Origin of the sequence: Candidatus Amarolinea aalborgensis (genome assembly GCF_900491745.1) — a bacterium.
GTDB lineage: Bacteria > Chloroflexota > Anaerolineae > SSC4 > Amarolineaceae > Amarolinea > Amarolinea aalborgensis.
Genome location: NZ_UETR01000024.1, coordinates 16081 through 41604 on the forward strand (window position 1 = coordinate 16081; position 25524 = coordinate 41604).

Here is a 25524-nt window from a genome sequence, read left to right on the forward strand (position 1 = left end):
CCCTACATTTGTCGCTGATTCTCGATCAGCCCCAGCGAGCAGATGATCTGCGGCTCCTGAGCCTGGCGTTCATCTTCGACCAGGCACAGGCGGTCATCTTCACGCAGCGCCACAACCAACTCGGCCAGGTCTTCATCGCTGACGCCAGCGCGCAGTTGGCGGTTCAGCGTGTCCGCGGCCGCCTGGCGCAGCGGGTAGCGGTAGATGTCGTCAACCGCCTTGAGCAGCTCCGGATTGTCGAAGAACGTACCCTTGATTCGCTCTGCATACCCCTTGAGCCGCGTGAAGGTGCGAAACCGCGCGCCGGATGGCCGCCCCAACTGCCCGCCCACCGAGCGCTCTTCCGTGAGCACCAGCTCGGCGCCGCGTTTCACCAGGTCATGGTGGGCTTCATCACGCGGCAGGGCTGGCGCGTCCGGCGCACAGGCGGCCGCCTGCAAGATGGCGAACTGCGACTCCGTAACGCCCTGTCCGTTCCGATCCACCCACACCAGCGCATCGTTCCCCTCGCCTGTGCGCATGTAGACCAGCACCCCGCCACTCCCCTCGCCCGTCGCAACGGGAGAGGGGCCGGGGGTGAGGGCCGCCTTCGCCGAGTAGGCCACCGCCGGCAACGCGGGGACCACCCGCTGCAGGCTGGGATCGGCGGCCAGCGCGTTCTTCCAGATCTGGTACGCGTACGAGGCCAGGTCCACCTCCCCCTCGTCATCGCCATCCAGGATGCCGGCCCGCTCGCTGTAGAGGTCTACGATGGCCTGGTCGTTGCGGTCATCCTCGAAGAACGCCTCATCCGTCCCAACGACTTCGGCATTTTCGGTCAAGCGCTGCCGCACACGCGCGCGCAGCCGGATGATGCGCTCCACGCCATCCGCCGGCAGGAACGAGTAGCAGCGGATCGCCTCGGCCCGCTGGCCGATACGATCCACGCGGCCCGCGCGCTGGATCAGTCGGATGATCGCCCACGGCAGATCGTAGTTGACCACGATGGCGGCGTCCTGCAGATTCTGGCCTTCGCTCAAGACATCCGTAGCGACCACCACCCGCAGCTCGTCGGCGGGACGCACCTGCTGGCGTTTCTCGTTGCTCTCCGGGCTGAAACGCCAGGCCGCGCCGGTGGGATCCGGCGAGTCGCCCGTGACGCCCGCCAGCGCGGTCACGCCGCGACCGCGTAGTTGCGCCTCCAGGTAGCGCACCGTGTCGGCGAACTGGGTGAAGATCAGCACCTTGTCGCGTGGATGGTCTACGGTGAGCAACCGGTGTAAGGCGTTCAGCTTGGCGTCGCGGGCCGGGGCCCAGTCTGCGCCGGCGCACCGCTGCATCAGATCCAACAAGGCTCTCGCGTCGGCCGCCAGGTCACGCTTCAGGTGCGCGTTGAAAAGAGCGGGGCGCAGCCACTTGAAGCGGCGCTTGTAGAGCGTAGCGTACTCGGCGTAGACCTGGGCTGCGCGGCTGCGAAACTGCGCCTCGGTGCGCAGCTCGGCCGTCTCGATGTCAGAGCTGGCGCCTTCTGCCTCTCCCTCGTAGTCGAAGGCATCCATCACGTCGCCGATGTCCTCATCTTCGTCGTGGACGCGGCTGTCCAACAGCGCGGCGTCCTGCGCGCCGATGGGGAGCGGCAGGCCCTGCTCGATGGCGTGCAGGAAGATGTAGTTGCGCAGGATGTGGCGCTCGACCGACTGGATGAAGACGTGCCCGCTGCTTTCCAGCCGTTTGAAGAGGTTCGTGCGGCAGAATCCCATCAGGCGCTTCCCCGCGCGCGAGAGGTCGTCCAACGACTTCTTCTCGACGGCCGTTGGGGGTTGGCTCGGCCGGCTGGCGGCGTAGTTGCCCAGCCCGTAGCGCGGCAAGCGCAGACTGTTGATTGTATCCACCACCACGGGCGCGTAGAGCCTGGCATACTGATCGCTCGGATCATCGTCCGCAATGGCGAACCTGACCGTCCTGGGCTGGCGGACGGGGAAGTAGGAGCGCGTGCCGTCCTCGAAGGTCAGGTATTTGCGCCCCGTCTCCGCGTCGGTCTGCGCGTAGTTCTGCTGGATGAAGCCGCGCGTGCGCCGCACCATGTAGAGGCGCATCAGCTCACGCCAATCGTCGGGATAGAGGCTCTTCTCGAAGCCGGCCAGCGAGCGGGGCGAACACTGGTGCCGGCGGATGAACTCCGTCTCGCCGATCTCGCCCAACAGCCGCTCCGGTCGGATGCCCAGGTTCTTGTCCTCAGGCACGAACAGGCGCAGCTGGCTGCCCAGGTCCAGGTAGGTCTTGTTGTAAGGCGTAGCCGTCAGCAGGATGCAGCGGCTCTCGTTCTTCTGGATGTACTCCTGAATGGCCCGGTAGCGCTTGCCCTCGCGATTGCGGAGATTGTGGCTCTCGTCCAATACCACCAGCCGATAGCGGCGCAGATCGGGCAGCTCCTGCAACACCCGGCTGATCGAAAGCACCCTGGCGCGCAGGCGGTACTGCTCGCGGTACCCCTCCCACATCTTGACCAGGTTCTTCGGACAGATGATCAGCGTCTCCAGGCTGTAGTCGTCCTCGAAAATGCGCGCCACGGCCGTCGCCATCAGCGTCTTGCCCAGGCCGACCACGTCGCCGATCAGCACACCCCCGCGCTTGTTCAGATGATGCGCTGCGATCTTCACCGCCGCGGTCTGGAAATCGAACAGGCGGCTGCCGAAGTCGGCCGGGATGCGGAACTCGGAGAGACCGGCGCGCGCTTCCTGCGCCAGGTGGTAGGCCATCTTGACGTAGATGTGATACGGCGGGATCAGCCGCTCGGCAGCCCAGCTCTCCTCGACAATCTCCGCCAGTTCGTCGGAGATATCCAGGCACCAGCGGTCGGTCCAGCGGTCCTCGAACCAGCGACTCAACTTCAGAGCAGCATCCGGGTCGAGCACATCCACGTTCAGCTCGCCCTGCTTCGACAGCCCCGCCAACGTCAGGTTGCTGCTGCCCAGGTAGCCGATGATTGGGTTGATCGGGTCGGGACGATACAAGAGGTAGAGCTTGGCGTGCAAGGGATGCCGCAAGAACAGCTTGACAGTCAGCTTCCTGGCCCGAATTTGGGCTGCCAGCCGGCGCAGCGCGGCCTCATCCTGATTGGTCGGCGCGCCGATGACCAACTGCCGGCGGAACTCCTCGGCCAGCTTCTTCTTCAGGCGGAGGGCCGTCTGGTTGTCCATTGCCTCGGCGCCGTCGGTCAGGCGCAGCGTGCTGCGCAGTTCGTCTTCGGGCAGCCGCTGCATCCCCACCAACAACCGACAGGCATGACCCTGGCCGCCCGGCCACGGTTCCACCAGCGGCGCCAGCTTGCGCCAGCCGCGCAGATTGAAGTAGCCGACGCAGAAATCAGCGTGCGTGGCCAGCTCGACCGTCTGCTGGAGCGCGCTGAGAAGTTGGTGCTCGATGTTGTCGAAGATACGAGGCATCAGAATCTTCCTGTGACTGGAGAGTGTGCGAGATCGGAAGCATGAGTGGTCTTGTGAAGTGCGAATCGGCCCATGCACCAGAGGTGAGCGAGAACCGTCAATAGCCCCGTGAATTCTGTTGACCTGATTCAAGCAGCGGACGGCAGGCTACGTCCAAAATCGCGTTATTGGCTACTACTCGATCTACACGGCGTTTGACTTGGGTTCGCAGTGCGGCATATCGGCGCAGGTTGCGGGAGAACTGCTCTTCATAAACCGCACCGTAGTCACTCACCCCAAATCTCCGTCTGTGAATACAACCTGATCTCCCCCTGTATCTTACGATTCAGGATTTCAACCATGTCATCGTGCAGCGGAGAGTCTGGCGCAAGGTAGAAGATGCCAGGCCGTCGGGAAATCACCTGCGCCAATTCTTCCCGCACAACTCTGCGGATCAGCGGTTCGAGTAAGCTGGCGAGATCTCGGGAATTGATGATCACGGGTTGCGAAGTCTGGTCCGTCATGTGACACTCCTCCGTTTTCTTAACCCTGTTCGAGTCGGATGCTAACAAGGAGCTTGGGGTCCTCGTCCATAATTCGACTTCCTCCGGTTGGGCATTTCCGTACATTGGTTAGTATACCTCTTGCCTCTGTTTTGGTCAATCGAATGCGTGCGCAGAACTTAGGTCGTCATTCGTCTCATAGATGATGATAGATTAGTTGTAGTAGTAGGGGCTGTGGATTTGTGGATAAACCAACCTCACCGCCATCTTGACCACAAGGGCTTGGGGATGCCTGCATCCGCCTCTACTACATCTTGTGGTTCAGCACTTGGGGCCGATCTGGACAGATTGTGGATTCAAGCGGGATAACGGACGGGAAGAATCCGACGGTTGGCGCGTGGTGCAACCAGCGTACAATCCGTCAAACACTAGATGTAGTGGTTCGTCGCACCCGCGTGACGCCTATCTAGGGGTGGTTGGGTTTGGGATAAGGTTGGGAAAAGGAGCTACTTATCCACAAAATCCACGGCGTCGCGCCAGGTTTTCCCCAGAGTTATCCACAGAATGGGCTGATTATCCCAAACACGCTTTGCGTCAGCAACACAGTTTGTGCAAGCGGCCAGGCAGAAGCATAGCGGCTATGGCCTGTCCCAGTTCGCGGGATCGGTGGGGTCAATTTTGGCTTTGAGCTGCTTGACCAGTTCGCGCAGGGCCATGATGGGATCGGTCGTGGGTTGGCTGCCCGTGTATTCCTTGACCAGGAGCGCGACCTGGGTGCGCCACAGATCAGCCTGCTCGCGCAGGTCTGCGCGTTCCATATCGAACTGCTGCTGCAGCGAAGCGGCGCGGCGCGCCAGCTGCTCACGCTGCTGTTTTTCATCGGCCCAGGCCGTTCGATACCAGCCCAGCGGCTGCGCATCGCCAGGCATCACCACGCTCAGGCATCCCTGCGCCGATTGTTCGCCGGGCAGCGAGAGGGCGCCGGTGAGGTACGGCTGTGGGTCGCTGAACCCGCCCCAACCATCCTTGCGCGAGTAGGGGTTGATGCGGATCCCAAAGTGCAGATGCGGACCCGTGGAAGCGCCGGTGTTGTCTGAGGCGCCGATGACATCACCTGATTTGACGGTGTCCGCCTCTTTGACCTTCTTGCTCTCCAGGTGCGCGTACAGGCTCTCTCCCCAACGGTGCCGCAGTTTGACGTAGTTGCCAAAACCATTGGCTTCGAAGCCGATTTCCATGACATCGCCATCGTCCACTGCTACAATCTCGGTGCCATTGGGCATGGAATAATCGAGGCCGTTATGGCCTTTCAAGGGCACGCCGTCGTACGAAAACTGCCCATAGAAGGCCGGGTTGCCGCCAAACCGCTGGCTCATGGGAAACGTGCCATTGAAGGGTAAACGAATGGGCATGAGGTCTCCTGCCGCGCGTGCGTTTGTTTCAGGTCTGATCCATCGCGTCCGAGGACGACGGGGTCGCCGCATCGGCGACGGATGGTGTGGTTTTCTTGGCCGGGGTCGGCCGCGATGCAAACCGACGCCAGGCTTGCGTCAGCCGTTCGCGCCAGGATCGCTGCGCCGCCGCCCCCGCTTGTTCTTGCGCGGAGAAGGGCGGCAAATCGAGCAGCTTGGCATGCATGTAACCGGCCACCACGCGCAGGGTCGAGAGCACCGGCGCCGCCAAGAATGCGCCCATAACGCCGGCCTGGCTGGCGCCCACGATGACGCCGATGAGGATCACCAACGGGTGCAGGTTGACGCTTTGGCCAATGATGCGAGGCACCAGCAGGTTATTCTCAAGCTGCTGAATCAGGGTATAGACGCCAATCGTCAACAGCCCAAACGACAGGTTGGAAATCTGCAGCGATGTGGAACCCTGGAAGAGAGCCACCAGCAGGGCGGGGATCAAGGAAATGATAGGGCCAAGATTCGGGATCACTTCCAAGAGGCCGGCGACCAGTCCGAGCAGCACCGCGCCCGGCATACCGATGATGGTCAAGGCCAGGGTCGTCACCACGCCGATGGTCAGACAAAGGACCAGCTGGCCGCGAAAGAACGATTCCCAGATGCGCCCCACGCGCTGCAGCAGTTCTTGCATCTCCGGTTGATAGGAGGTAGGGAACAGCCCCTCGACCCACGCACGCATCAGCGGCGCGTCTTTGACCATATAGAACGAATAGAGCAGCGTCAGCAGAAAAGCCAACAGAGAGGTGAAGATGCCGATCACGACGTTGGAGGCCACGCCTGTGGCTACCCCCACCACCGTGGACGCGGAGCGTAAAGCCTGGCTGACATAGTTGATCACCGTCGCCGGGCTGAGCAGTTGATCAATCTGGAATTGCGCGACCCCGCTGCTGATCTGCTCGTACCACGGCGTCAAGTCCAACTGAAAGCCAAACAAGCGCAACGATGGGTATGACTGCGGGATGCTCGCCACCCAGGTCAGGAACCGGGTGTACAGCTCATCCCACGGAATCTGGATGTTGCCGATCTGGTCAATCAGAACCGGGATGAGGATGATCGGGATGAGAATCAGCAAGAGGATGACAAACAGGTAGACCAAGCCGGTCACCAGGCCGCGCGGCAGGCGCAAGCGGGTGAATCGGTTGACCAGCGGCTGGATCAGGTAGGCCAGGATGGCCGCCAACACCACGGTGGGAATAATGGCCCGACTCAGGTAGAGTAAAAGCAGGCCGCCCAAGAGCATGCCGATCGCCACATTGCGCTTCATACTGCGATCCCAGCGCGTGAGCGGAGCGCTCGCTGCGACATTCTCAGCGAAATCGCCGGGCTTTGGGTTTTCCTCATTCATAGATAACATCCTGTCCGGTGGTCCCCAGCGCGCCTATTCGAGCGTTGACCAAACAGCCAGCTTGGTTTGCACGCGTCGAATGACTTCGTTGGTAAAATCAGACGTGCTGGCTGTGCCGCGTAGATCGGCCGTGCGCACGCCATCGTAAACCGCTTCGAGCGTCGCCTCGCTGATCGCCCGCGCAGCAGTTGTGGCCGCTGCGCTGCGCACATAGCGCAGGAGGGCGGCGGACGCCAGGATCATCGCCATCGGATTCGCCACATTCTTGCCAAAGAGGGACGGCGCGGTGCCATGCGGCGCTTCGGCCATGACGACTTGCGGCTCGTAGTTGGCGTCCACTGCCAACAGCAGCGACTCAGAGCCGGCAATGGAGCCGAACATTTGCAGTACCAGGTCAGACATGCAGTCGCCGTCGCGATTCAGCGTGGGAATGACCAGCGGATCGCCGCTGGTGGTCAGCAGCAGGGCATATGTGGCATCAATCAGCTGCGGATCGTAACGCACGTCGCCATAACGGCGCGCGGCGGCGTCCATTTCTTCCTTGAACATGCCTTCATACACGGGGCTCACGGTGAATTTCGGTCCGCCAAAGACGGTCGCGCGATTCTTGCGCGCCAGTTGAAAGGCGATTTCGGTCACAGCCCGGCAGACCCGGCGGCTGATCTTTTCGGTGCGAAACGCTATCTCATCGCCGTCCGCGCTGACCTCGCGCCATTCTTTGGCGCCGTAGGCGTCATCCACGGCCATGCGCACCACGGAGATGGGCGCATACAACCCGCTGACCGGGGCGACGCCGGGAATACGTCGGCCTGTGCGAATAATCACCGTGCCGTTGATCTGCTGGCGCAGGATGGCGTTGGGGCTGCCAACATCACCGGGCGTTTCCGGCGTGATAGTCGCGGCTTTGATCGCCAGTCCCGTGCGGCGCATGGCCGCCGCAGCATCGAGCACCACCTGGTTGCGCGTGCGTCGGCGCTGGTCCAGGCTGAGATCGAAGGTTTGAAATGCCAGGGGCACGCCAGTTACGGTCGGTTCAAGCACACGCAACGCTTGGTCAAGCAATTCCTGCCCCGTCTGGTCTCCCTGCAGAACAACAATAGTTTGCGGCTGAATCATGCGTATGGACCTCTCTTATACGCTGGGTTGTGCGCCTACGCCATCGCCGGGGACGATTATGACGGGCCGCTCACGGGTGCGCCGGGGGCTATGATGCCTGCGCACGCCGGAGTTCAGTCTAGACTGGCTAACTTTAACCTAACATGCACCTGGTGTCAAGCTATCAAACCTTCGGCCAATTCCTGCTTTTTCACTCTGCCTTGCGCAGTGGTATAATGCGGGCAACCAAACACGGTACGCGCCGGAGCTTGTCTTCGTGGCGCCATACTTTGCAACGAGTTGACCATGACCCAGTATCAAGTTGTCATCGGCATGGAAGTCCACGCCCAATTGCAGACGGCCTCCAAGATGTTCTGCGGCTGTGATGCGAACATCTTTGGCGCGCCGCCCAATTCACACGTTTGCCCAGTTTGCCTGGGAATGCCTGGCGTACTGCCGGTCATCAACCAGCGCGCGGTTGAGCAAACCATTCGCACTGGCCTGGCCCTCAACGCGGACATTGCCGCGACGGCCGTTTTTGCGCGCAAGAATTACAACTATCCAGATTTGCCCAAAGGCTATCAAATCAGCCAGTACGAACTGCCGCTGTGCGTCGGGGGCACGCTCACGATCACCGGCGATGATGGGCAGCCCAAGGTGATACGACTGCGCCGCGCGCACCTGGAAGAAGACACGGGCAAGTCCATTCACATGAGCCAGAATGGCGTCGCGTATAGCCTGCTCGATTACAATCGGTCGGGCGTGCCGCTGCTGGAAATTGTGACCGAGGCGGATCTCAACAGCGCGCAAGAGGCCTATGACTACCTGACCAAGCTGCGCACCATTCTGCGTTACATCGGCGCCAGCAGCGGCGACATGGAGAAGGGCGCCATGCGCTGCGAGGCCAATGTTTCGGTGCGCACGTGGCAGCAGGCCGCCCAGGGCGAGTACGGCGTCAAGGTGGAGATCAAGAACTTGAACTCCTTCCGCGCGGTGCGCGGCGCCGTGGAGTATGAAGTCAAGCGCCACATCGAGACCATCGAGCGCGGCGGCACGATTCAGCAAGTGACGCTGGGGTGGAATGAGGCAGAGGGGCGCACGTTTGTCCAGCGCAGTAAGGAATCGGCCCATGATTATCGCTATTTTCCGGAGCCGGACCTGCCGCCCCTGCGCATTGCGCAGGCCCTGGTGGAGCGACTGCGCGCGACCCTGCCCGAACTGCCCGACGCGAAGCAGGCGCGCTTCGTGACGCAGTATGGACTCAACGTCAGCGAGGCGGCGACTCTCGTTGCGGATCAGGCCGTGGCTGATTACTTCGAGGCTGCCGCTGCGGCCTATGGCGGCGCTGGCCGCGAGGTCTGCAACTGGATTACCGGCCCGCTTTTCAGCGCCATGTACAACGCCAATCAAGATGTCGGCGCGCTCAAGGTGACGCCCAGCGACCTGGCCGCGCTGCTGGCCCTCATTGACCGCGGCGTGATCAACCGCAACACCGGCCAGCGCGTGCTGACGACGATGGTAGAAACCGGCCGGCCGGCCGCGGCGATTGTCGAGGCGGCTGGCCTGGCGCAGGTCAGCGACGCCGACGCCCTATCCGCGATCGTGCGTGAAGTCATTGCCGCCAATCCGGTCGAGGCTGCGAAATACCAGGCCGGCAATCTCAACCTGCTCAATTTCTTGATCGGCCAGGTGATGAAGGCCACGCGCGGCAAAGCGAATCAAGCGGTGGCGCGTCAATTGTTGGAAGAAGCCCTGTCTGCCTAGACTTTTCGATACGGAGTGAATTTGTATGCCCAAAGAAATCATCGCCACCCCGCACGCGCCGGCCGCGCTTGGCCCTTACTCGCAAGGCATCAAAGTGGGAAACCTGGTCTTCACGGCCGGGCAGTTGGGACTGGACCCAACGACCGGTAAGCTGGTGGATGGACTGGAAGCGCAGACCGAGCAGGCGCTCAAGAACCTGGCTGCCATCTTGGAGGCTGCCGGCAGTCGCCTGGAAAACGTGATCAAAACCACCTGTTTCCTGGCCGACATCAATGACTTCAAGGCTTTCAACGCCGTGTACGCGCGCTTCTTTGCGTCCAACCCGCCCGCGCGCTCAACCGTCCAGGCAGGCGCGCTGCCAGCGGGCGGGCGCGTCGAGATTGAAGTCGTGGCCCTGGTAGAATGACCACAGGCCCCACCAACGTGCGCTCGCCCAGCGGCTGGCGGCGCTTGTTCTTTCCCCTGGCCTGGTCGCGGCCAGGTTCCTGGCTGTTTGCCCGGCTGATGCACCGCCTGGACCGCCCGATCCTGCGCTGGACGCGGGGACGCACGTCCTTCACGAGTCTGCTGGCTGGTTTGCCCATCATCGCGCTGACGACCACGGGCGCCAAGAGCGGTCAGCCGCGCACGGCGCCGCTCGTAGCCCTCGAAGATGGCGACCGCCTGGTGGTCTTTGCCTCGAACTTCGGTCAGGCGCACTATCCGGCCTGGTATTTCAATCTGCGCGCCCATCCGCAGGTTCGCGTCTTGCTGCGCGGACAGGAACGATCCTACGTGGCTCGCGAAGCCCAGGACGACGAGCGTGAGGCCTACTGGAACGCCGCGGTCAAGCTCTACCCTGGCTATCACGCCTACAAGTCGCGCACCGGCGGCCGTCCCATTCCTGTGATCGTGCTGACACCGACAACGGATTAATCAACACCCGAACAAGTTCGGGAGTCCGGACCGGGTTCGGGACTCCTGAACTTGTTCAGTAAATAACCGCGGCAGTATTACCCCGCGCTCGCGGCGGCGCTTGCCGTAAAGGTCCGCTTGTCCTCGTGACAGATGAGCTGGATTGCGTTGCGCCCCGACATGGCGGCAATCGGCACCGTGCCGCCAGGCTCAACCCAGTGCCCAGCCAGGTAGAGATTCTTCAAACCGGGCAGCGTTTTGTCCACGCCCTGAATCATCCACATCATGGTGCCAGTGGTCAGCAGCCAACCACAAGTCGCGCCCATCCAATTGCCAGTGTAGCGCTCATAACTCAGCGGCGTCGCCACATCGGTTACTTCGACCTGCGCCTTGATGCCAGGATAGAGCGTCTCCAGAAAATCAATGACCTGGTCCGCGACCTGGATTTGCTCTGTGTCATACAGCTTGCGGCCGTAGATGCGCTGCCAGTAATGGTAATCGCTCGCCAGCATCACCTCCACGACCGATTTGCCGGCCGGCGCCAGGGAAGGATCGAAGCAGTAGTTCTTGACGCCAATCGCCGTGCGCAGTTCACCGGCAATCATGACGGGCTGGTCCAGCAAGTACATCACCCAATGCGGCTCTGCGCTCAGGTCGCGACGGACGCCGAGCGAAACCTGCAGCTGCGTGTGCACCGGCAGGCGTCCGTCGAAACGCGCCTGCAGCTCGCGCGAGGTGAAACGATTATCCAGCATGTCAACGACCGTGCCCTTGCCATCGGCCGCGGAAACGACATAGTCGGCGCGATGCTCTTCGTCATTGTACAGGCGCACGCCCACGGCGCGGTCATCCTCCACCAGGATGCGTTCCACCTGGGCCTTGTAGTGAATCTCGCCGCCCAACTCCAGGTAGCGCTTCTCGATGGCGCGCGCAAAGGCCAATGAGGCGCCGGCCGGAAAGCCGGCGTTGCCCTGGTGCATGTAGGCCAGCATGGATTGTCCGGCCATGACCGGGCAGTCTTCCCAGGCGAACATCTGCGGAATGGCGCGGCGGAGGAAGGGGTCGCTGAAACGCTCGGCAAAGCCTTTGGCCGACATCGCGCCCCATCGCGCCAGCGGGAGCGCGTAAGGCAGCATCTTCTGTCCCAGGTGCGCCCACTCCCGTGCGCTCAACAGCCCACGCGGCTTTTCTTGCATGGCGGCCATGTCAAAATGAGCGAACTGGCGTACGCCCTGCGCAAAATCTTCGATCAATCCGGCGTCGGCCGGCGCCAGATCCTTCATGTGCGCTTCCAGGCGGTCAGGGTCCGCATAGACAATGAAGGTCTTGCCGCGGCTGTCCCGGATGCGCATCATCTCGGCGTGATGAATGATCGGCCGATCACGCAGTGCGCCCAATTCTTCCCACACGCGGGCAAAGGGCTGACCGGGCGCCGTGCCAAAAAGATAGTGGATGCAGCCGTCGAAGATGTAGTCCCGGCGCTCCCAAGCCGTGCAGAGGCCGCCGGGAAGATCGTGCAATTCAAAAATCTGTGTGCGGTAGCCGTTCATCTGCCCATAGCAGCCGGCCGCCAGTCCGGCAATGCCCGCCCCGATGATGATGATAGATTTGGACATTTGATAACCCTCCTGAGCCAACAAATCCACATGATGACTGATGCGCCGCGCGTTGTGTATGACGCAGCGCAGGAAGCAAACAGGAAGGATGGCATAAGAAAAACGGTCAAGGAGTACATCCTTGACCGTTTTGTGTACATCAGAGCCGCGAGACGATGCGGTTAGCGTGTCTTCACAAACACGACCGCGAAGGAGTTATGGAACAGAGTGTTGCCGCCTTCGCCAGGGGCGCATTCGGCTTCGTCGGTAAAGTTGGAGTGCAGCGGGCGAGCGATGTCGCTGCCGCTGGGGCTTTGCCCGTCGTTGGTGGCAAAGACGGCATACTGCGCGCCCTTCCACATGACGAACTCGAACTTGCCCGGCCCCTTGGAGCCGCTGACGTTCTTGTCCAGAATCTCGCCAGGGTTATCGCCCGGCGTCTGCACGAACGTGATGCCGTCAATGGGGTTGCCGGCTGCATCAATCACCAGGCCGAAGATGTTGTGGTTTCCCTTATTTTCGCACGGCGTCAGGCGGCGCATTTCCTTCAAGACGTACTGATTGCCCGATTGGGGCGCCGCGGCTGGCGCAGCCGACTTGAGCTGGGCCGCGGCGGCCGGGGCTGCACGCGCCGCGGCTTGCACAGGACGCGGGGTGGCCGTTGGACGCGGCGTATCAGTTGGCGTGGCGGTCGGCAGCGGCGTTTCCGTTGGAATGGGCGTCTCGGTGGGCGTCGCGGTCGGCAGCGGCGTTTCCGTCGGAATGGGCGTCTCGGTGGGCGCGGGCGTCCAGGTGGGCGTCGCAGGAATGGCGGTGAGCACCGGCGCCAGGGCGATGGCCTGGCCGCTCTTGGCAGCCAACCCCGGGACGGCGGAACCGACCGAACCACGCAGGCTCTTCTGTGTCAAGGCAACCAGGTTGCGCGGCTCCAGGCTGGAGCTGCGCTGGCTGATGGCGCTGAAGAGGCTAAGCGGGGCCGCAATGCCGCACAACCAGATGAAGAGCAGGACGAGGGCAACCAGGCGCAGCTTCGTGCCCAGGGTGCGTGACTGGAACCAGATGGACAGGTTATTGGCCGATTGCCCCAAGTTCCAGATGGCGCCGAAAAGACCGCCGGGCGCTGGCGCGGTTGTCGCCGCGGCCATGGCCATGGCCGGCGCGGGGCGGCGGCTGGGCGCCGCCGGCATGGGCGCAGATGGCCGCGGCGCTGGCGCGGCGCGTGGGACGGCGACCGGCATGGGCGCAGTGACCGTGGTCTGCGCCTGGCGCGCCTGCTGCGTCCGGTTTTCGGATGAATGTAGGCGCCGCGACAAGGTGCGGCTGATGTTCAGGGCCAGGCTTGGGTAACGCTGCACCAGGGATTCGAAGTCTTCGCGGGCCAAAGCCCACAGGTCCACATCGGTCTGCGCGACGGCGGTGGTCGTATGGGGCTCCTCGGTGAGCAGCGAGCGCTCGCCAAAGAAATCGCCGCTGTGCAGCGTTGACAATTCATACTCTTGGCCGCCGTCCACCGTGGTCAGGCTCACGCGCCCGGTTTCGATCAAGTACAGCGTGTTGCCCAATTCGTTTTGGACAAAGATCGCCTCGCCGCGACGGAACCGTTCCGGCGTCAGCCGGCCAGCCACATCATCGAGCTGTTGGCTGCTTAGGCCAGCAAACAGCGGCACCCGTTTGAGATGGCGGTCCACGAAGCGCTCGTCAGCATCCGCCAGGCGTGCGGCCAGGGCGCGGCTGATGGCCATGCTCAGGGCCGGGTATTGCCCCATGAGTTCTTCGAAGTCCTTGCGGTAGAGAACCCACAAGTTGACATCGTTCACCGCGCGGGCATTGACCGCGCTCGGTCGCCCGGTGAGCAGCGACATTTCGCCAAAGAAACTGCCCGGGCCGACGCGCGCCAGGACATCATCTGGGCTGTCCAGGGACGCGTTGAGTTCAATGTCGCCGTTTTCCACCAGGTAGAGGGCTTCGCCCACGCTGCCTTGCCGGAACACAATCTCGCGCGCGGGCACGTGCTGAAGCAGCATGCGACGCGCCACGGCGCGCAGGACATCGTCTGGGACGCCGGCGAACAGGGGCATGGTGCGCAGTTGATTGACGGCGTTGGATTGGTCGGCCGTGGAGAGGGTGCTGCGCAGATTCCGACTGAGCACGGTGCGCAGTTCAGGCATCACAGAGGTCAGCGCGGCAAAGTCGTTGCGAGGCAAGACCCACAGCAGCGTATCTTCGACGGCGCGGGCATCCTCCATGTGCGGCTTATCGGACAGCAGCGCCATCTCGCCGACGGTCTGTCCTGGCGCCAACTCCACGAAGTGGTCGCCGTTGCCCACCTGCAAAGCGCCCTGTTCGACGATATAGACGCCCTGGCTCTTCTCGCCGCGCCGGAAAACGCTGCGCCCCTGCGCCACATTTTGCGGCTGCAGGTGACGCGCCACCTGGGTCAGCTGCTCGGCGCGCAGGTCGCCAAAGCCGGGAATCTCGCTCAGGCGTCGGGCCAGGTAACTCTCCATCTGCACCAGGCTGCCGCCGAACGCCTGGCTGAGGCGCACACCCATGGGCGGGTTGCGCTCGATCAAGGCGTTCAGGTCTTTGCCCTTGAGCACGAAGGCCTCGACATTGGCCACGGCCAGCGCCGCGGTGTTGCGGGCGCGCCCCAGGAACAAATCGCCCTCACCAAAGACGCTGCCAGGCCCGAGATTGGCCAGCACGCTGACATCGGGCGCGGACAGGCGCACCCATCCGCTCTGGATGATATACAGCGTCTCGGCGGGGTCTCCCAGTTGGAAAATCGGCGCGCCACGCCCAAACTGCGCGCTGGTCAACCGTTCGCTAATGGCGTCCTGCTCTGCCGTCGTCAGATCGGCAAAAAGCGGGGCGCTACGTATCAAGTCTTGTTTCACGCGATTACTACCTCCCGTCGTGAATCAGGTCTCCCATTACCATGTGCGTTGAAAAACCACTTCATACGAGTAATGGAAGCGGCACAGGCGGTTCTCTGCCACCAACTGCGCACATTCCGTATCGGAACTGCAATAGCCGGCGCCCATCAATTCTGGAATAGGAATGTCCTCGTCGCGTACACTCATGGCACGCGTGGTTTCACTGACGACATCGCCCTTATTTGGGTCGGCGATGACTCTGAGCTGATCGCCGTTCTTGTAGATGTCGAATTGTCCCCAGCCCTGATTCGGCGTACCGAGCGCCCAGGGCGAATCTTTACTGCCCGAGATGCTGGTTTCACCCGAATAGACGCGCAGGACCACGGCGCCATTGACGGGCGCCCCATTCGCGTCAAGCACCTGGAAGAAAAAGTTATGGTTGCCTTCGCAGCCATGATTTTCGTCTTTGGTCAATAAGCGCGCTTTGACCACCCGGTAATCCACGGCTGGCCGCGGCGTCGCCGTGGGTGGCCGCGGCGTGGATGTCGCTCTGACCTGCGTCGGTTTTGGCGGCGCTTTTGTGGCGGTGGGAGCGGCGGTTGGGGTTTCGGTTGGTAAGGGGGTCGCCGTGGCCGTCTCTGTGGGGGTTGGCGTGGGCGGCGGCGTTGGCGTGGCCGTTGGCAGCGGCGTCGGTGAGTTGGTCGGTGTGGGGGTGGCAATGAAGAGCGCCACGCGCGCGTTGCTGCTGCCCAGCGCTTCGGCCAACAAGGCCAGGGCGCGAGTCTGCTGCCGATCGCGCTGTTCGCTGATGTACTTCTCAGCCACGAGCGAAACCCATTGCGCGCTATTGGGGAGATTCAACTCGGCCAGACTCGCCTTCGCTTTTCCCAGGTTGTCATCAGCCAGGAAATCTTGGGCAATCTGCACCGCACGCGCCTCTTTGTCGTCGAGACTGAGATTGCCGGCATTGGGGGCGATCTGCGGCAGCGCGCATCCGGTCAACAGCAAGGTCATGACTACGAGCATGGACATTGTCAATGGAATCAACTGGGTCCAATGTCGCTGTCTAAAGTCCATAAAAAATAAAGGGCCGCTTGGTCTGGTGGGAAACTACACCGCACCGGAGCCGGGCCAGCCCCTTCAGTCCTCCAAAAAGGTTTAGCGTCTTTCGTAAAGACCTGGTATAATCTGATGCCGAAGGTGGGACTCGAACCCACACGAGGCTCGCACCTCAACGGTTTTTGAGACCGTCGCGTCTGCCTATTCCGCCACTTCGGCTGTTTGCGGCAGCGGTCTACGAATACGCTGCATAACATTGAGCAGTATAGTGCAAGATGAGGGTTTCGTCAAGTAGACAAAAATACCCGATGGCGCCGGCGGTCAAAATGATGCTGGTCGTGACCCGATCAACCATGTATGAATGAACAAGCCTTGATTGCAGCCGCCGCGCGCGGCGAACTGCGTGCTTTCAATCAACTGATTCAACAGTACCAGGCGCTGGCTTACCATGTGGCCTACCGCATGCTGGATGATACGGACGCGGCCGCGGATGCCGTGCAGGAAGCCGCGATCAAAGCCTTTCGCGGGTTGAAGACGTATCGAGGCGGTTCGTTCAAGGCCTGGTTCCTGCGCATCGTCACCAACAACTGTTATGATTGGCTGCGCGCGCGCGGCCGCCATGGCGTCAGCTCGCTCGATGACCTGGCCGAAGACCCCGACTACGCCGAGGCCCTGGTTCATCCCGGCGAAGGCCCGGAGGCGCATGCGCTGCGCGAGGAATTGAGCGACTTCATTACGCGCAGCGTCAATGCGCTGCCCACTGATCAACGCCTCACCTTGATCCTCGCCGATATCGAGGGCATTCCCTACCAGGAAGTAGCCGATATTTGCAACGTGCCCCTGGGCACCGTCAAATCCCGCCTCAGTCGCGCCCGCCTGCGCTTGCGTGATCTGCTGATGCAGCGCGCGGAACTATTGCCCCAGCGCTACCGTCTGGAAAATGACATTGATAGCCGATGACTCACGATGGGCCATCAGACGCTGATAATCTATGAATAGCAATCATCTTGACCGCCAACCCCAACCAACTATCTCTGATGAGATGCTATCGGCTTACCTGGATGGCGAGGTGACGCCGCAGGAGCGCTTGCAGATTGAACGCGCAGCCGCACAGGATGCGGACACGGCCTGGCGCCTGGCCTCTTTGCAGCAAACCGTGGCCCTGGTCAAGGCGCTGCCGCGCGTCAGTTTGCCGCGTTCGTTTACCTTGAGCGAAGCCGATGTGGCGCCGCCGCGAGCAGCCGCACCCGCGTTCGCGCCCTGGTGGCGCGCCCTGTTCGACCCGATTCTACTGCGCAATGCCACAGCGATGACTGCGGTGTTATTCCTTGCGCTTTTGGTGGGAGACCTGGCCCCGCGCCTGATTTCTCCGGCGGCTGCGCCGGCCGCACGGCTGTTCAAGGAAACCGTGGTCGTGGAGGAATATACCACGCCCACACATCCCGCGGTGATGGCTCAAGCCATGGCGCCGCAGCCAACGCCAACGTGGGAAGTAACCCCCGCGGCGGCGGTGGGGGCGCCAGCGCCAACGTCGGGAGAAACCCGCGAGGCTGCGATGCCAGCGCCAACGCCAACGTCGGAAATACCCCCCGCGGCCGCAATGCCAACGCCAACGACAACGCCGTCAGCCGTGCTGTCCTCGCCCGGCTCATCGGGAGAGGCGGAGGCCACGCCGCCGCTGCCCGAAGCGCCGCCCGCGGCCGCATCTGGCCCCCTGGTGACCACGGTTCCGGCGGTCACCGCACCGGCGCTCGAGTTGGTTGCGCCCGCTTCTGCCCCGACGGATGGCGCGGCCAAGGATGTAGCGTCGCAGACCAACGCGGCCACCCCAGGCCCGAACTGGCTGCGCATCGCCCAGGTGCTGTTGGCATTGCTGACCGGCGGTTTGTTTGTGGCCTGGAGACGCGCTCTGTCGCCCACCCGCTGACCCGCAGAAAGTGCAGTGAAACATTCCCGTGTCCGTTGCCATTGTTCATGACTGGCTGAACCAGATTGGGGGCGCCGAAAACGTGTTGGAGGCGCTGGCTCAACAATTTGCGCGCCCGCCGATCTACACCAGCATGTACTGGTCGGCGTTGGCCCGCCAGCGTCCAGCCTTCGCCGCCTGGGATATTCACACGTCCTTCATGCAGCGATTGCCCGGCGTCTTTCGCCATCACCAGGCTTACCTGCCTCTTTATCCACTGGCCTTCGAGCAGTTCGACCTCAGCCGCTACGAACTGGTGTTAAGCAACAAGAGCGGTTTCTGTCACGGCGTCATTACTGGCCCGGAGACATTGCACCTGTGCTACTGCTTGACTCCCACGCGCTTCATTTGGAGTTTCGACGCGTATCTTCAGCGCGAGGAGGGTTTTTCGCGCCTCTCCAGCCTGGTTTTGCGCCCGCTGCTCAACTACCTGCGCGTGTGGGATCGCCTGGCGGCCGATCGCGTGAATCACTTCATCGCCATCTCGCGCGCCGTGCAAATGCGCATTCAGAAGTATTACGGCCGCGACAGCGTCATCATCTACCCGCCGGTGGACACCGAACGCTTCGTCCCCTCGGGCCGGCCGCCAGGTGATTACTATCTGGCCGGCGGCCGCCTGATTCCCTACAAACGGGTGGATCTGGCCGTGCGCGCCTTCACCCAACTGGGGCGGCCGCTGCTCGTTTACGGTGAAGGCCGTGATCTCGACAGTCTGCGCGCCCTGGCCGGGCCGACCATCACCTTCCTGGGGCACGTGTCCTGGCCGCGCCTGGTGCAGCTTTTCCAGGATTGTCGCGCTTTCATTTTTCCTGGCCTGGAAGATTTCGGCATTGCGCCGGTCGAAGCTCAGGCCAGCGGCCGGCCTGTCATCGCCTACGCCGGCGGCGGCTCGCTGGACACGGTGGTGGATGGCAAAACCGGGGTGCTTTTTAGCGAACCGACCGTCGAGTCCCTGGCAGCGGCTGTGCGCCGCTTCGAGACCATGACTTTTGATCCCGACCAAATCCGGCGCCATGCGGAACGCTTCAGCAGTGACCGCTTTTGCCGTGATCTGGACGCGATCATCAACCAAAAACTGGATGCGCACCGCGCGGCCCTGCGCCAGGCAACCCGGCCGTTGCCGGACGAAGCGCCCGGACGCGAGGGCCCATCCTAGGGGAATCATACCGATGGAACTACGTCACTATGGAAAGATCATTCTGCGCCGCTGGTGGCTGCCAGTCATCTTGGTTGGCCTGGTCGCCGCGTTCAGCCTGGCGACGCTGCGTCCCTGGGTCGCGCGCCCGCCTGCGTTCACAGCGTCCATGCGTTTCAACGTCGGTATGCAGCCGGAGCCGCGCCCAGCCAACACGTACACCTACGATCGTTATTATACCTGGCTGGGGAGCGAGTATCTGATTGACGATCTGAGCGAGATTGTCAAAGGCAGCGCTTTTGCAACCGCTGTCAGTCGCCGCCTGGCCGCCGGCGGCTTGACCCTAGCGCCAGGCGCCATCCAGGGCAGCACGCAGGCCGGGAAGCTGCATCGCATCTTGACCATCAGCGCCAGCGGCGGCAATGCCGACGAGTTGGCCCAGGTCATGCAGGCCATCAGCCAGACGATGCAGAGCGACCTGCCTGCTTTCTACCGCGGACTGCTCAATCGCGAGACTGACGCGGCGCCGATTGCGGTCATCCTGGTTGACGGCCCGCACATCGGCGCGATTGGCCCCAGCCTGCGTGACAAGCTCGATCTGCCGCTGCGCCTGGGCCTGGCGTTGTTGACCGGCCTGGCCTTGTGCTTTTTCCTCGATTACCTGGATACCAGCGTGCGCGACCGCGCAGATCTCGAAGCCCTGGGACTGACGGTGATCGGCGAGATTCCCCGGCGTTAGCAACAGGCGCCCGTGGGGGATTTGGGCTTTTTCGTTCGTGTGGTAGAATCACGGCGGGCGAAGCGTGAGACGTGAAGCGTGAGACGTGAGATCGAAGAGGAAAGATGGAATTACAGGATTATCTGAATATTCTGCGCAAGCGCGGGTGGATCATTGTCGCCCTGGCGATTCTGGCGGCGGCGGCGGCGTTTGGCTTCAGCCTGACACAGACAAAGATCTACCGCGCCAGCGCCAAAGTGAGCGTCGTGCCAGGTACGCCTGATTGGGGCTTGGGCAACACGGCCAAAGATCTGCTGCGCAATTTTGTCATCAACATTGACACGCACGATATGGCCCAGAAGGTGATTGACCGCGCACAGCTCGATATGACCACGTATGACCTTCTCGATCGCACGGAAGTCAGTTCTGATTCCTCCAACTTCACGATCCAGATTGATGCCAAGGATGAACGCCCAGAGGTCGCCAAGGAGATCGCCTTGACCATGGCGGACATCTTCGAGGAAGAGCGCACCGCGTATTACAATCAACAGGACAAACGTGATCGTATCGAGGTCAAAGTCATTGACCACGTGATTGACGCCCCGCTGTTTCGGCCCAATCCCACCCTGAATGGCGCCGCTGGCTTTGTCCTTGGCCTGGTTCTGGGCACGATCTTGGTCCTCTGGCTGGAGTGGCTGGAGGCGGATGTCTTGCGCACACCGCAAGCGGTTGAAAAGCATCTCGGCCTACCTGTCCTCGGTTCCATCCCGGCCCAGGCTGAATGACGCAGGATCAAGAGGGAAACGAACACATGATGACGAATGTCTTGGTCACGGTGCAAAATCCGCGGTCTCCCATTGCCGAAGCCTATCGCGGCTTGCGCACGAATCTGACTTTTTCCAGCCTGGACCGCCCCCTGCGCAGTATGTTGATCACTTCAGCCGGGCCAGAAGAAGGCAAATCCACGGTCCTGGCCAATCTGGCGGTGGTTGAGGCGCAAGCCGGCCGGCAGGTGATTGTGGTAGACGCGGACTTGCGGCGTCCGCGCCAACATGAGTTGTTCGGCCTTAGCAACGCGACCGGACTGACTACTCTCCTGGCCGACGAGAAGGGCGACCCTGCATCCTTTTTGCAGACGACGAGCGTGCCGGGCCTCCGTGTGTTGACCACAGGCCCCCTGCCGCCCAACCCCGCCGAACTGTTGGCCTCACAGCGCATGACTGCCGCCCTGACCGGGCTGTGCGCGCTGGCCAACCTGGTCCTTCTTGATGCGCCGCCCATCGTGGTGGTCACCGATGCGGCCATTCTCGCCTCCCAGGTGGATGGGGTTTTGCTGGTGGTCAACGCCAACGGCACGCGGCGCGAGCATGCGCAGCGCGCACACCAACTGCTGGCCAAAGTCAATGCACGCGTGGTGGGCAGCGTTTTGAACAACGCCGCGCCCGATCGCAGCCTGCAAACGTACTATAAATAGGCCGTACGGCGTCCGTTGCGCCGATGGCCGTGTCACAGAGAGGTAGTTTTGTGAAAGGACTCATCCTGAGCGGCGGTAAAGGGTCACGACTCTACCCGCTGACGTATACGAACGCCAAGCAGCTCGTGCCGGTGGCAAATAAACCGGTGTTGTTTCGTGTGATCGAGGCCATTCGCGATGCCGGCATTCACGATATTGGCATCGTGGTGGGCGTTGATGACAATGCGCGCCAGGTGCGCGATGCGGTGGGCAATGGCAGCCGTTGGGGGGTCAAGACGACCTTCATTCCCCAGGAGACTCCGCTCGGCCTGGCTCACGCGGTGAAGATCAGCCAGGAGTTCCTGGGCGAGGATCGCTTTGTGATGTTCCTGGGCGACAACGTCATCGAAGGAGGCATCAGCCCGTTGATTCGTGAGTTTGCCTCCAGCGCGTGGAACAGCCAGATTGTGCTGACGCCGGTGGCTGAGCCGCAGCATTTCGGCGTCGCCGAACTGGACGAGGCGCAGCACATTGTGCGCCTGGTGGAGAAGCCGCGCAACCCGCGCTCCAACCTGGCGCTGGTTGGCATCTACATGTTCGATCATCACGTCTTCGAAGCGGTCAACAGTATTCATCCATCCTGGCGCGGCGAGTTGGAGATCACCGACGCGATTCAGTGGTTGGTGGATCATGGGCACCAGGTTCATCCCTACGTGCACCGCGGCTGGTGGATTGACACCGGCAAGCCCATTGACATGTTGGAAGCCAACAGCCGCGTGCTGGATGAAATTGAGCATGTCATGCTTGGTTATGTGGACCGCGATTCACAGGTGGGCGGCAAAGTAACAATCGAGCGCGGCGCGGAGATCATCAACAGCGTGATTCGCGGCCCCGCCATCATCGGCGAACATACGCGCATCATCAACAGTTACATTGGGCCGTTCACCTCGGTCTTTCACCATTGTGTCGTCGAGGACAGCGAAATCGAACACAGCATTGTCCTGGAACACAGCCGCATCATTGGCATCGAAAGCCGTATCGAGGACAGTCTCATCGGTCGCTATGTCGAGGTGGTGCGCTCTCCCATCAAGCCCAAGGCGCTCAAGTTGACGCTGGGCGATCACAGCCGCCTCGGTATCCTGTGAGCGTTAGCGGCGAGGAATAGCTGATTGTGCGTAACTTCTTAATTACCGGAGGCGCAGGCTTTATCGGCGCCAACTTCACCCACTACCTCTTACGCAACTACACCGATATCAAGGTCGTGGTGTACGACAAGCTTACCTATGCGGGAAACCTGGACAATCTACTCGACGTGGGCGATGACCCGCGCTACGCCTTTGTCCAGGGCGACATTGCCGATGCCGACAGCGTCGCCGCGGCGATTCGAGACCATCAGATTGACACCATTGTCAATTTTGCGGCCGAGTCGCACGTTGATCGCTCTATCATGAACCCTGACGCCTTTGTCAAGACCGATGTCTACGGCACCTACGTCTTGTTGGAGGCTGCGCGGCGTTTCAACCTGGAGCGTTACCACCAGATTTCCACCGATGAGGTGTACGGTCATGTACCGGTTGGCTCGTCGAAGGAAACCGATCCGCTGGAGCCGCGCTCGCCGTACGCGGCCAGCAAGGCCAGCGCCGACCTGATGGTCAATGCCTATCATATCACCTATGGTCTGCCGGTCACGATTTCGCGCGGGTCGAACAACATTGGCCCTTATCAGTATCCAGAGAAGGTCATTCCGCTCTTCGTCACCAACGCGATGGATGATGTGGCGCTGCCTTTGTACGGCGATGGTTTGCAGATGCGCGATTATCAGTATGTCGAAGATCACTGCGAAGGCATTGACGCTGTCTTGCGCCGCGGCCAGATTGGTGAAGTCTACAACATCGGCACGGGCAGCGAGCTGCGCAACATTGACATGACCCACTTGCTGCTCGACACCCTGGGTAAGCCCTACAGCCTCATCCAGCCGGTCAGCGACCGCCCCGGTCATGATCGCCGCTACTCGCTGGATGTGAGCAAACTCAAGGCGTTGGGGTGGCAGCCGCGTCACACGTGCGCGGAGGCGGTGGTCAAAACGGTGCGCTGGTATCAGGCCAATGAGTGGTGGTGGCGTAAGATCAAGAGCGGCGAACACTACCGCGCCTTCTATCAGCGCCTCTATGCGGGGCGCGAGATACGAACCTAGCGCCGGGACAACCTATCCACCATGATGGTCATGACATGGGTTTTGCCCATCTTTGCGTTCGATGGCCGCTAAGCTCAGCCCGCTGTCCCTGGCGTCTCTAAATCGCCAGGGACAGCGGGCTGTACGCCGGCATCCCCACGCCCTGCTCGCGGCCATCATCTTGTTGGGCGCGTCCCTACGGCTTCTGCGCCTCGATTGGCAAGACCTTTGGCTGGATGAGGCTTTTTCTCTGCACATCGCGTCTTTGCCTTGGTCAGCCACCCTGGCTGCCATCCAACAGGATGTTCACCCGCCTCTGTTCTATCTCTTGCTGCATGGTTGGATCGCGTGGCTAGGCGACAGCGCCTATGCTTTGCGCCTGCTCTCTGCGCTCACGAGCGTACTGACGCTGCCCGCGCTCTATGCGCTGGGGCGCGCGCTGCGCCTGGAGCGATCGTGGAGTCTGTTGCTGACCTTTCTAATGGCAACGGCCTATTTTCCCATCCGTTTTGCACAGGAGACGCGCTCGTTCAGTCTGCTTCTGCTGTTGGCCCTCCTTTCCATGCTGTGCTTTGTGCGCTGGCTTGCGCGCTGGAATACGTGGGATCTCCTGGGTGTGCTTCTGCTGACGGTGGCCCTGATCTACACCCACTATTACGGTCTTTTTCTGCCCGTGGTGCAAACGGCGTGGCTTGTTTGGCGTGCACCGCGCCAACGGGCCTGGCTTGCGCCGTGGGTGCTGCTGCTTGGCGTCCTGGCGTTGGCCTTCTGGCCCTGGCTGGCCGTGGTGAAGCAGCAGGCGTTGACCCTGCGCATGGTCACGCACCAGGCGCCGTCCTCGCTGACAACCATCGGCGAGCTGCTCTATCGCTTTGGCGGCCGCAGCTTTCTCTTGGCCGGCCTCTGCTGCCTCTTGATGGGCTTCTCCCTGCGCGCGCCGCGCGCCGCGCCGCCGCGATCGCCGGCTGCGCTGACCCACGCGGGCCTACTGTGGCTTTGGCTGATCTTTCCTGTGCTCGTGCCTCTGCTGCTCACTAACCTGGCGGCCACCTTCACCTACCGCAATGCCATCATCAGCGCGCCCGCTTTCTGGTTGTTGGTGGTGGCGGGCTGGCGGCAGGTGCGTTCGCGGCGTGTGCGCAGCGTGCTGTTCGCCCTGGCGCTGACGCTCAGCCTGCCGGGTCTGATGCGCTATTACGTGGAGCCGGATAAAGAACAGTGGCGCGCGGTGGTGGCCTGGATTGCGCAGTATGCCCAGCCTGGCGATCTGCTTCTGTTCGACAACGGGCCGACGCGCCAACCGTTCGCCTATGCCGCCCGCGCGGCGCCCACGACATGGGCGCAGGAAACGTTTCCCAACTTCGAAGGCGATCCCGATGCGGTGATCCGCCGCTACGCCCGCCGCTATCCACGCGTATGGCTCATCGCCACGGTCTACGGCGAGGCTCGTTTGGATTGGCGCTTGGGTCTGTTGACGCCCTATTATCGCCTGCGGGGATGGATGCCGTTTACGGATGTCATGCCCGTGCTCTTGGAACGTCAGCCAGGGCCGCCTTGAAGCAGAGGAAAGGGATTTCCAACGCAAAAGCCGCACGGAAAGTGCGGCTTTTGGTGATGCAGGACCATGGGCGCGTGCGCGGCTACGCGGTCACGTGGGCCAGGCGGTGGTTGGTGAAAATGGCCGCCACGAACAGGGCGATGGCGGTCGTTTGGTGCAACAGGGCCAGGGGCAGCGCCACGTTGAAGAGCACGACGCTGACGCCGAGCGCGATCTGCACCGTCACGATGGCGATCAGCACCAGCGCGCCGGCGCGGGCGCTGCGCAGACTGCTGTCCGCACGCGCGCGCCAGTAGACGATGAAGGCCAGCGCCAGCACCACAAAGGCCAGCCAGCGATGGATGAACTGCACAGTGGTTGGGCTGTCCAGGAGATTGCGCCACCACGGTTCGACAATCGCCAGCAGCCCCGGTGGGATGAGATAGCCGGCCATCAGCGGCCAGGTGTTGGAGGCATGGCCGGCTTTAAGCCCGGCCGTCAGGCCGCCGTAAGAGATCTGCAAGAGCACGACAGCCATCAA

Annotated in this window: 21 protein-coding genes and 1 tRNA gene; 12 read left to right on the top strand and 10 right to left on the bottom strand. The window is 62.1% G+C overall.

The window, feature by feature from the left end; all coding sequences use genetic code 11:
* Positions 1–2: 2 nt before the first annotated feature.
* From ACPQ6D_RS18990 to ACPQ6D_RS19010, 5 genes are all read right to left on the bottom strand, one after another.
* Positions 3–3425 carry a helicase-related protein gene (locus tag ACPQ6D_RS18990; protein ID WP_423225925.1) on the bottom strand — a complete coding sequence of 1141 codons (3423 nt, stop codon included), beginning with the start codon at positions 3423–3425 and terminating at the stop codon, positions 3–5.
* A 266-nt stretch (positions 3426–3691) separates the two neighbouring features.
* On the bottom strand, positions 3692–3928 hold the full coding sequence (locus ACPQ6D_RS18995; RefSeq protein WP_423225926.1) for a hypothetical protein: 237 nt from the start codon (positions 3926–3928) through the stop codon (positions 3692–3694).
* 617 nt (positions 3929–4545) lie between these two features.
* Positions 4546–5319 carry a peptidoglycan DD-metalloendopeptidase family protein gene (locus ACPQ6D_RS19000; RefSeq protein WP_423225927.1) on the bottom strand — a complete coding sequence of 258 codons (774 nt, stop codon included), beginning with the start codon at positions 5317–5319 and terminating at the stop codon, positions 4546–4548.
* A 28-nt stretch (positions 5320–5347) separates the two neighbouring features.
* Positions 5348–6718 (bottom strand): AI-2E family transporter, encoded by a 1371-nt coding sequence (locus ACPQ6D_RS19005; RefSeq protein WP_423225928.1) that lies wholly within the window; start codon positions 6716–6718, stop codon positions 5348–5350.
* Positions 6719–6751: 33 nt separating this feature from the next.
* On the bottom strand, positions 6752–7834 hold the full coding sequence (locus ACPQ6D_RS19010) for an isocitrate/isopropylmalate family dehydrogenase (RefSeq protein ID WP_423225929.1): 1083 nt from the start codon (positions 7832–7834) through the stop codon (positions 6752–6754).
* 279 nt (positions 7835–8113) lie between these two features.
* Between ACPQ6D_RS19010 and gatB the strand changes: the two genes are divergently transcribed.
* Genes gatB through ACPQ6D_RS19025 form a run of 3 tightly spaced genes read left to right on the top strand, consistent with a single transcriptional unit; the run spans position 8114 to position 10492 of the window.
* Positions 8114–9577 carry an Asp-tRNA(Asn)/Glu-tRNA(Gln) amidotransferase subunit GatB gene (gene gatB / locus ACPQ6D_RS19015; RefSeq protein WP_423225930.1) on the top strand — a complete coding sequence of 488 codons (1464 nt, stop codon included), beginning with the start codon at positions 8114–8116 and terminating at the stop codon, positions 9575–9577.
* A gap of 25 nt (positions 9578–9602) precedes the next feature.
* Positions 9603–9983 carry a RidA family protein gene (locus tag ACPQ6D_RS19020; protein ID WP_423225931.1) on the top strand — a complete coding sequence of 127 codons (381 nt, stop codon included), beginning with the start codon at positions 9603–9605 and terminating at the stop codon, positions 9981–9983.
* Positions 9980–10492 (top strand): nitroreductase family deazaflavin-dependent oxidoreductase, encoded by a 513-nt coding sequence (locus tag ACPQ6D_RS19025; protein ID WP_423225932.1) that lies wholly within the window; start codon positions 9980–9982, stop codon positions 10490–10492. Before ACPQ6D_RS19020 ends, ACPQ6D_RS19025 begins: the two co-directional genes overlap by 4 nt.
* A 77-nt stretch (positions 10493–10569) precedes the next feature.
* Here the strand turns inward: ACPQ6D_RS19025 and ACPQ6D_RS19030 are convergent, their stop codons facing one another.
* The 4 genes from ACPQ6D_RS19030 to ACPQ6D_RS19045 form a co-directional block, all read right to left on the bottom strand.
* Entirely contained in the window at positions 10570–12087 is a 1518-nt protein-coding gene (locus tag ACPQ6D_RS19030) for a phytoene desaturase family protein (protein ID WP_423225933.1), read from the bottom strand.
* 161 nt (positions 12088–12248) lie between these two features.
* Positions 12249–14951 (bottom strand): cyclic nucleotide-binding domain-containing protein, encoded by a 2703-nt coding sequence (locus ACPQ6D_RS19035; RefSeq protein WP_423225934.1) that lies wholly within the window; start codon positions 14949–14951, stop codon positions 12249–12251.
* A gap of 48 nt (positions 14952–14999) precedes the next feature.
* On the bottom strand, positions 15000–15968 hold the full coding sequence (locus tag ACPQ6D_RS19040; protein ID WP_423225935.1) for a hypothetical protein: 969 nt from the start codon (positions 15966–15968) through the stop codon (positions 15000–15002).
* Positions 15969–16134: 166 nt separating this feature from the next.
* Positions 16135–16220: transfer RNA gene (locus tag ACPQ6D_RS19045), tRNA-Leu, on the bottom strand.
* A 138-nt stretch (positions 16221–16358) separates the two neighbouring features.
* Here ACPQ6D_RS19045 and ACPQ6D_RS19050 point away from each other — a divergent pair.
* The 9 genes from ACPQ6D_RS19050 (at position 16359) to ACPQ6D_RS19090 (ending at position 25004) form a co-directional block, all read left to right on the top strand.
* The gene (locus ACPQ6D_RS19050; RefSeq protein ID WP_423225936.1) at positions 16359–16961 is read left to right on the top strand and encodes an RNA polymerase sigma factor; all 603 of its coding nucleotides are present in this window, start codon (positions 16359–16361) and stop codon (positions 16959–16961) included.
* Between the two features lie 31 nt (positions 16962–16992).
* Positions 16993–17928 (top strand): anti-sigma factor family protein, encoded by a 936-nt coding sequence (locus tag ACPQ6D_RS19055; protein ID WP_423225937.1) that lies wholly within the window; start codon positions 16993–16995, stop codon positions 17926–17928.
* Positions 17929–17956: 28 nt separating this feature from the next.
* Positions 17957–19123, top strand: coding sequence for a glycosyltransferase (locus tag ACPQ6D_RS19060; protein WP_423225938.1), 1167 nt, complete (start codon positions 17957–17959; stop codon positions 19121–19123).
* Positions 19124–19136: 13 nt separating this feature from the next.
* Positions 19137–19841, top strand: coding sequence for a YveK family protein (locus ACPQ6D_RS19065; RefSeq protein WP_423225939.1), 705 nt, complete (start codon positions 19137–19139; stop codon positions 19839–19841).
* 104 nt (positions 19842–19945) lie between these two features.
* Positions 19946–20605, top strand: a complete 660-nt coding sequence (locus tag ACPQ6D_RS19070) for a YveK family protein (RefSeq protein ID WP_423225940.1) — start codon at positions 19946–19948, stop codon at positions 20603–20605.
* Between the two features lie 26 nt (positions 20606–20631).
* Positions 20632–21294: a CpsD/CapB family tyrosine-protein kinase gene (locus ACPQ6D_RS19075; protein WP_423225941.1), complete on the top strand. Its 663-nt coding sequence runs from the start codon at positions 20632–20634 to the stop codon at positions 21292–21294.
* 50 nt (positions 21295–21344) lie between these two features.
* Positions 21345–22418, top strand: a complete 1074-nt coding sequence (locus ACPQ6D_RS19080) for a glucose-1-phosphate thymidylyltransferase (RefSeq protein ID WP_423225942.1) — start codon at positions 21345–21347, stop codon at positions 22416–22418.
* Between the two features lie 26 nt (positions 22419–22444).
* Positions 22445–23467: a dTDP-glucose 4,6-dehydratase gene (rfbB, locus tag ACPQ6D_RS19085; RefSeq protein ID WP_423225943.1), complete on the top strand. Its 1023-nt coding sequence runs from the start codon at positions 22445–22447 to the stop codon at positions 23465–23467.
* Between the two features lie 61 nt (positions 23468–23528).
* Positions 23529–25004: a glycosyltransferase family 39 protein gene (locus tag ACPQ6D_RS19090; RefSeq protein WP_423225944.1), complete on the top strand. Its 1476-nt coding sequence runs from the start codon at positions 23529–23531 to the stop codon at positions 25002–25004.
* An 82-nt stretch (positions 25005–25086) separates the two neighbouring features.
* Here ACPQ6D_RS19090 and ACPQ6D_RS19095 read toward each other — a convergent pair.
* A partial coding sequence (locus ACPQ6D_RS19095; protein WP_423225945.1) for a COX15/CtaA family protein occupies positions 25087–25524 on the bottom strand: 438 nt, incomplete at its 5' end.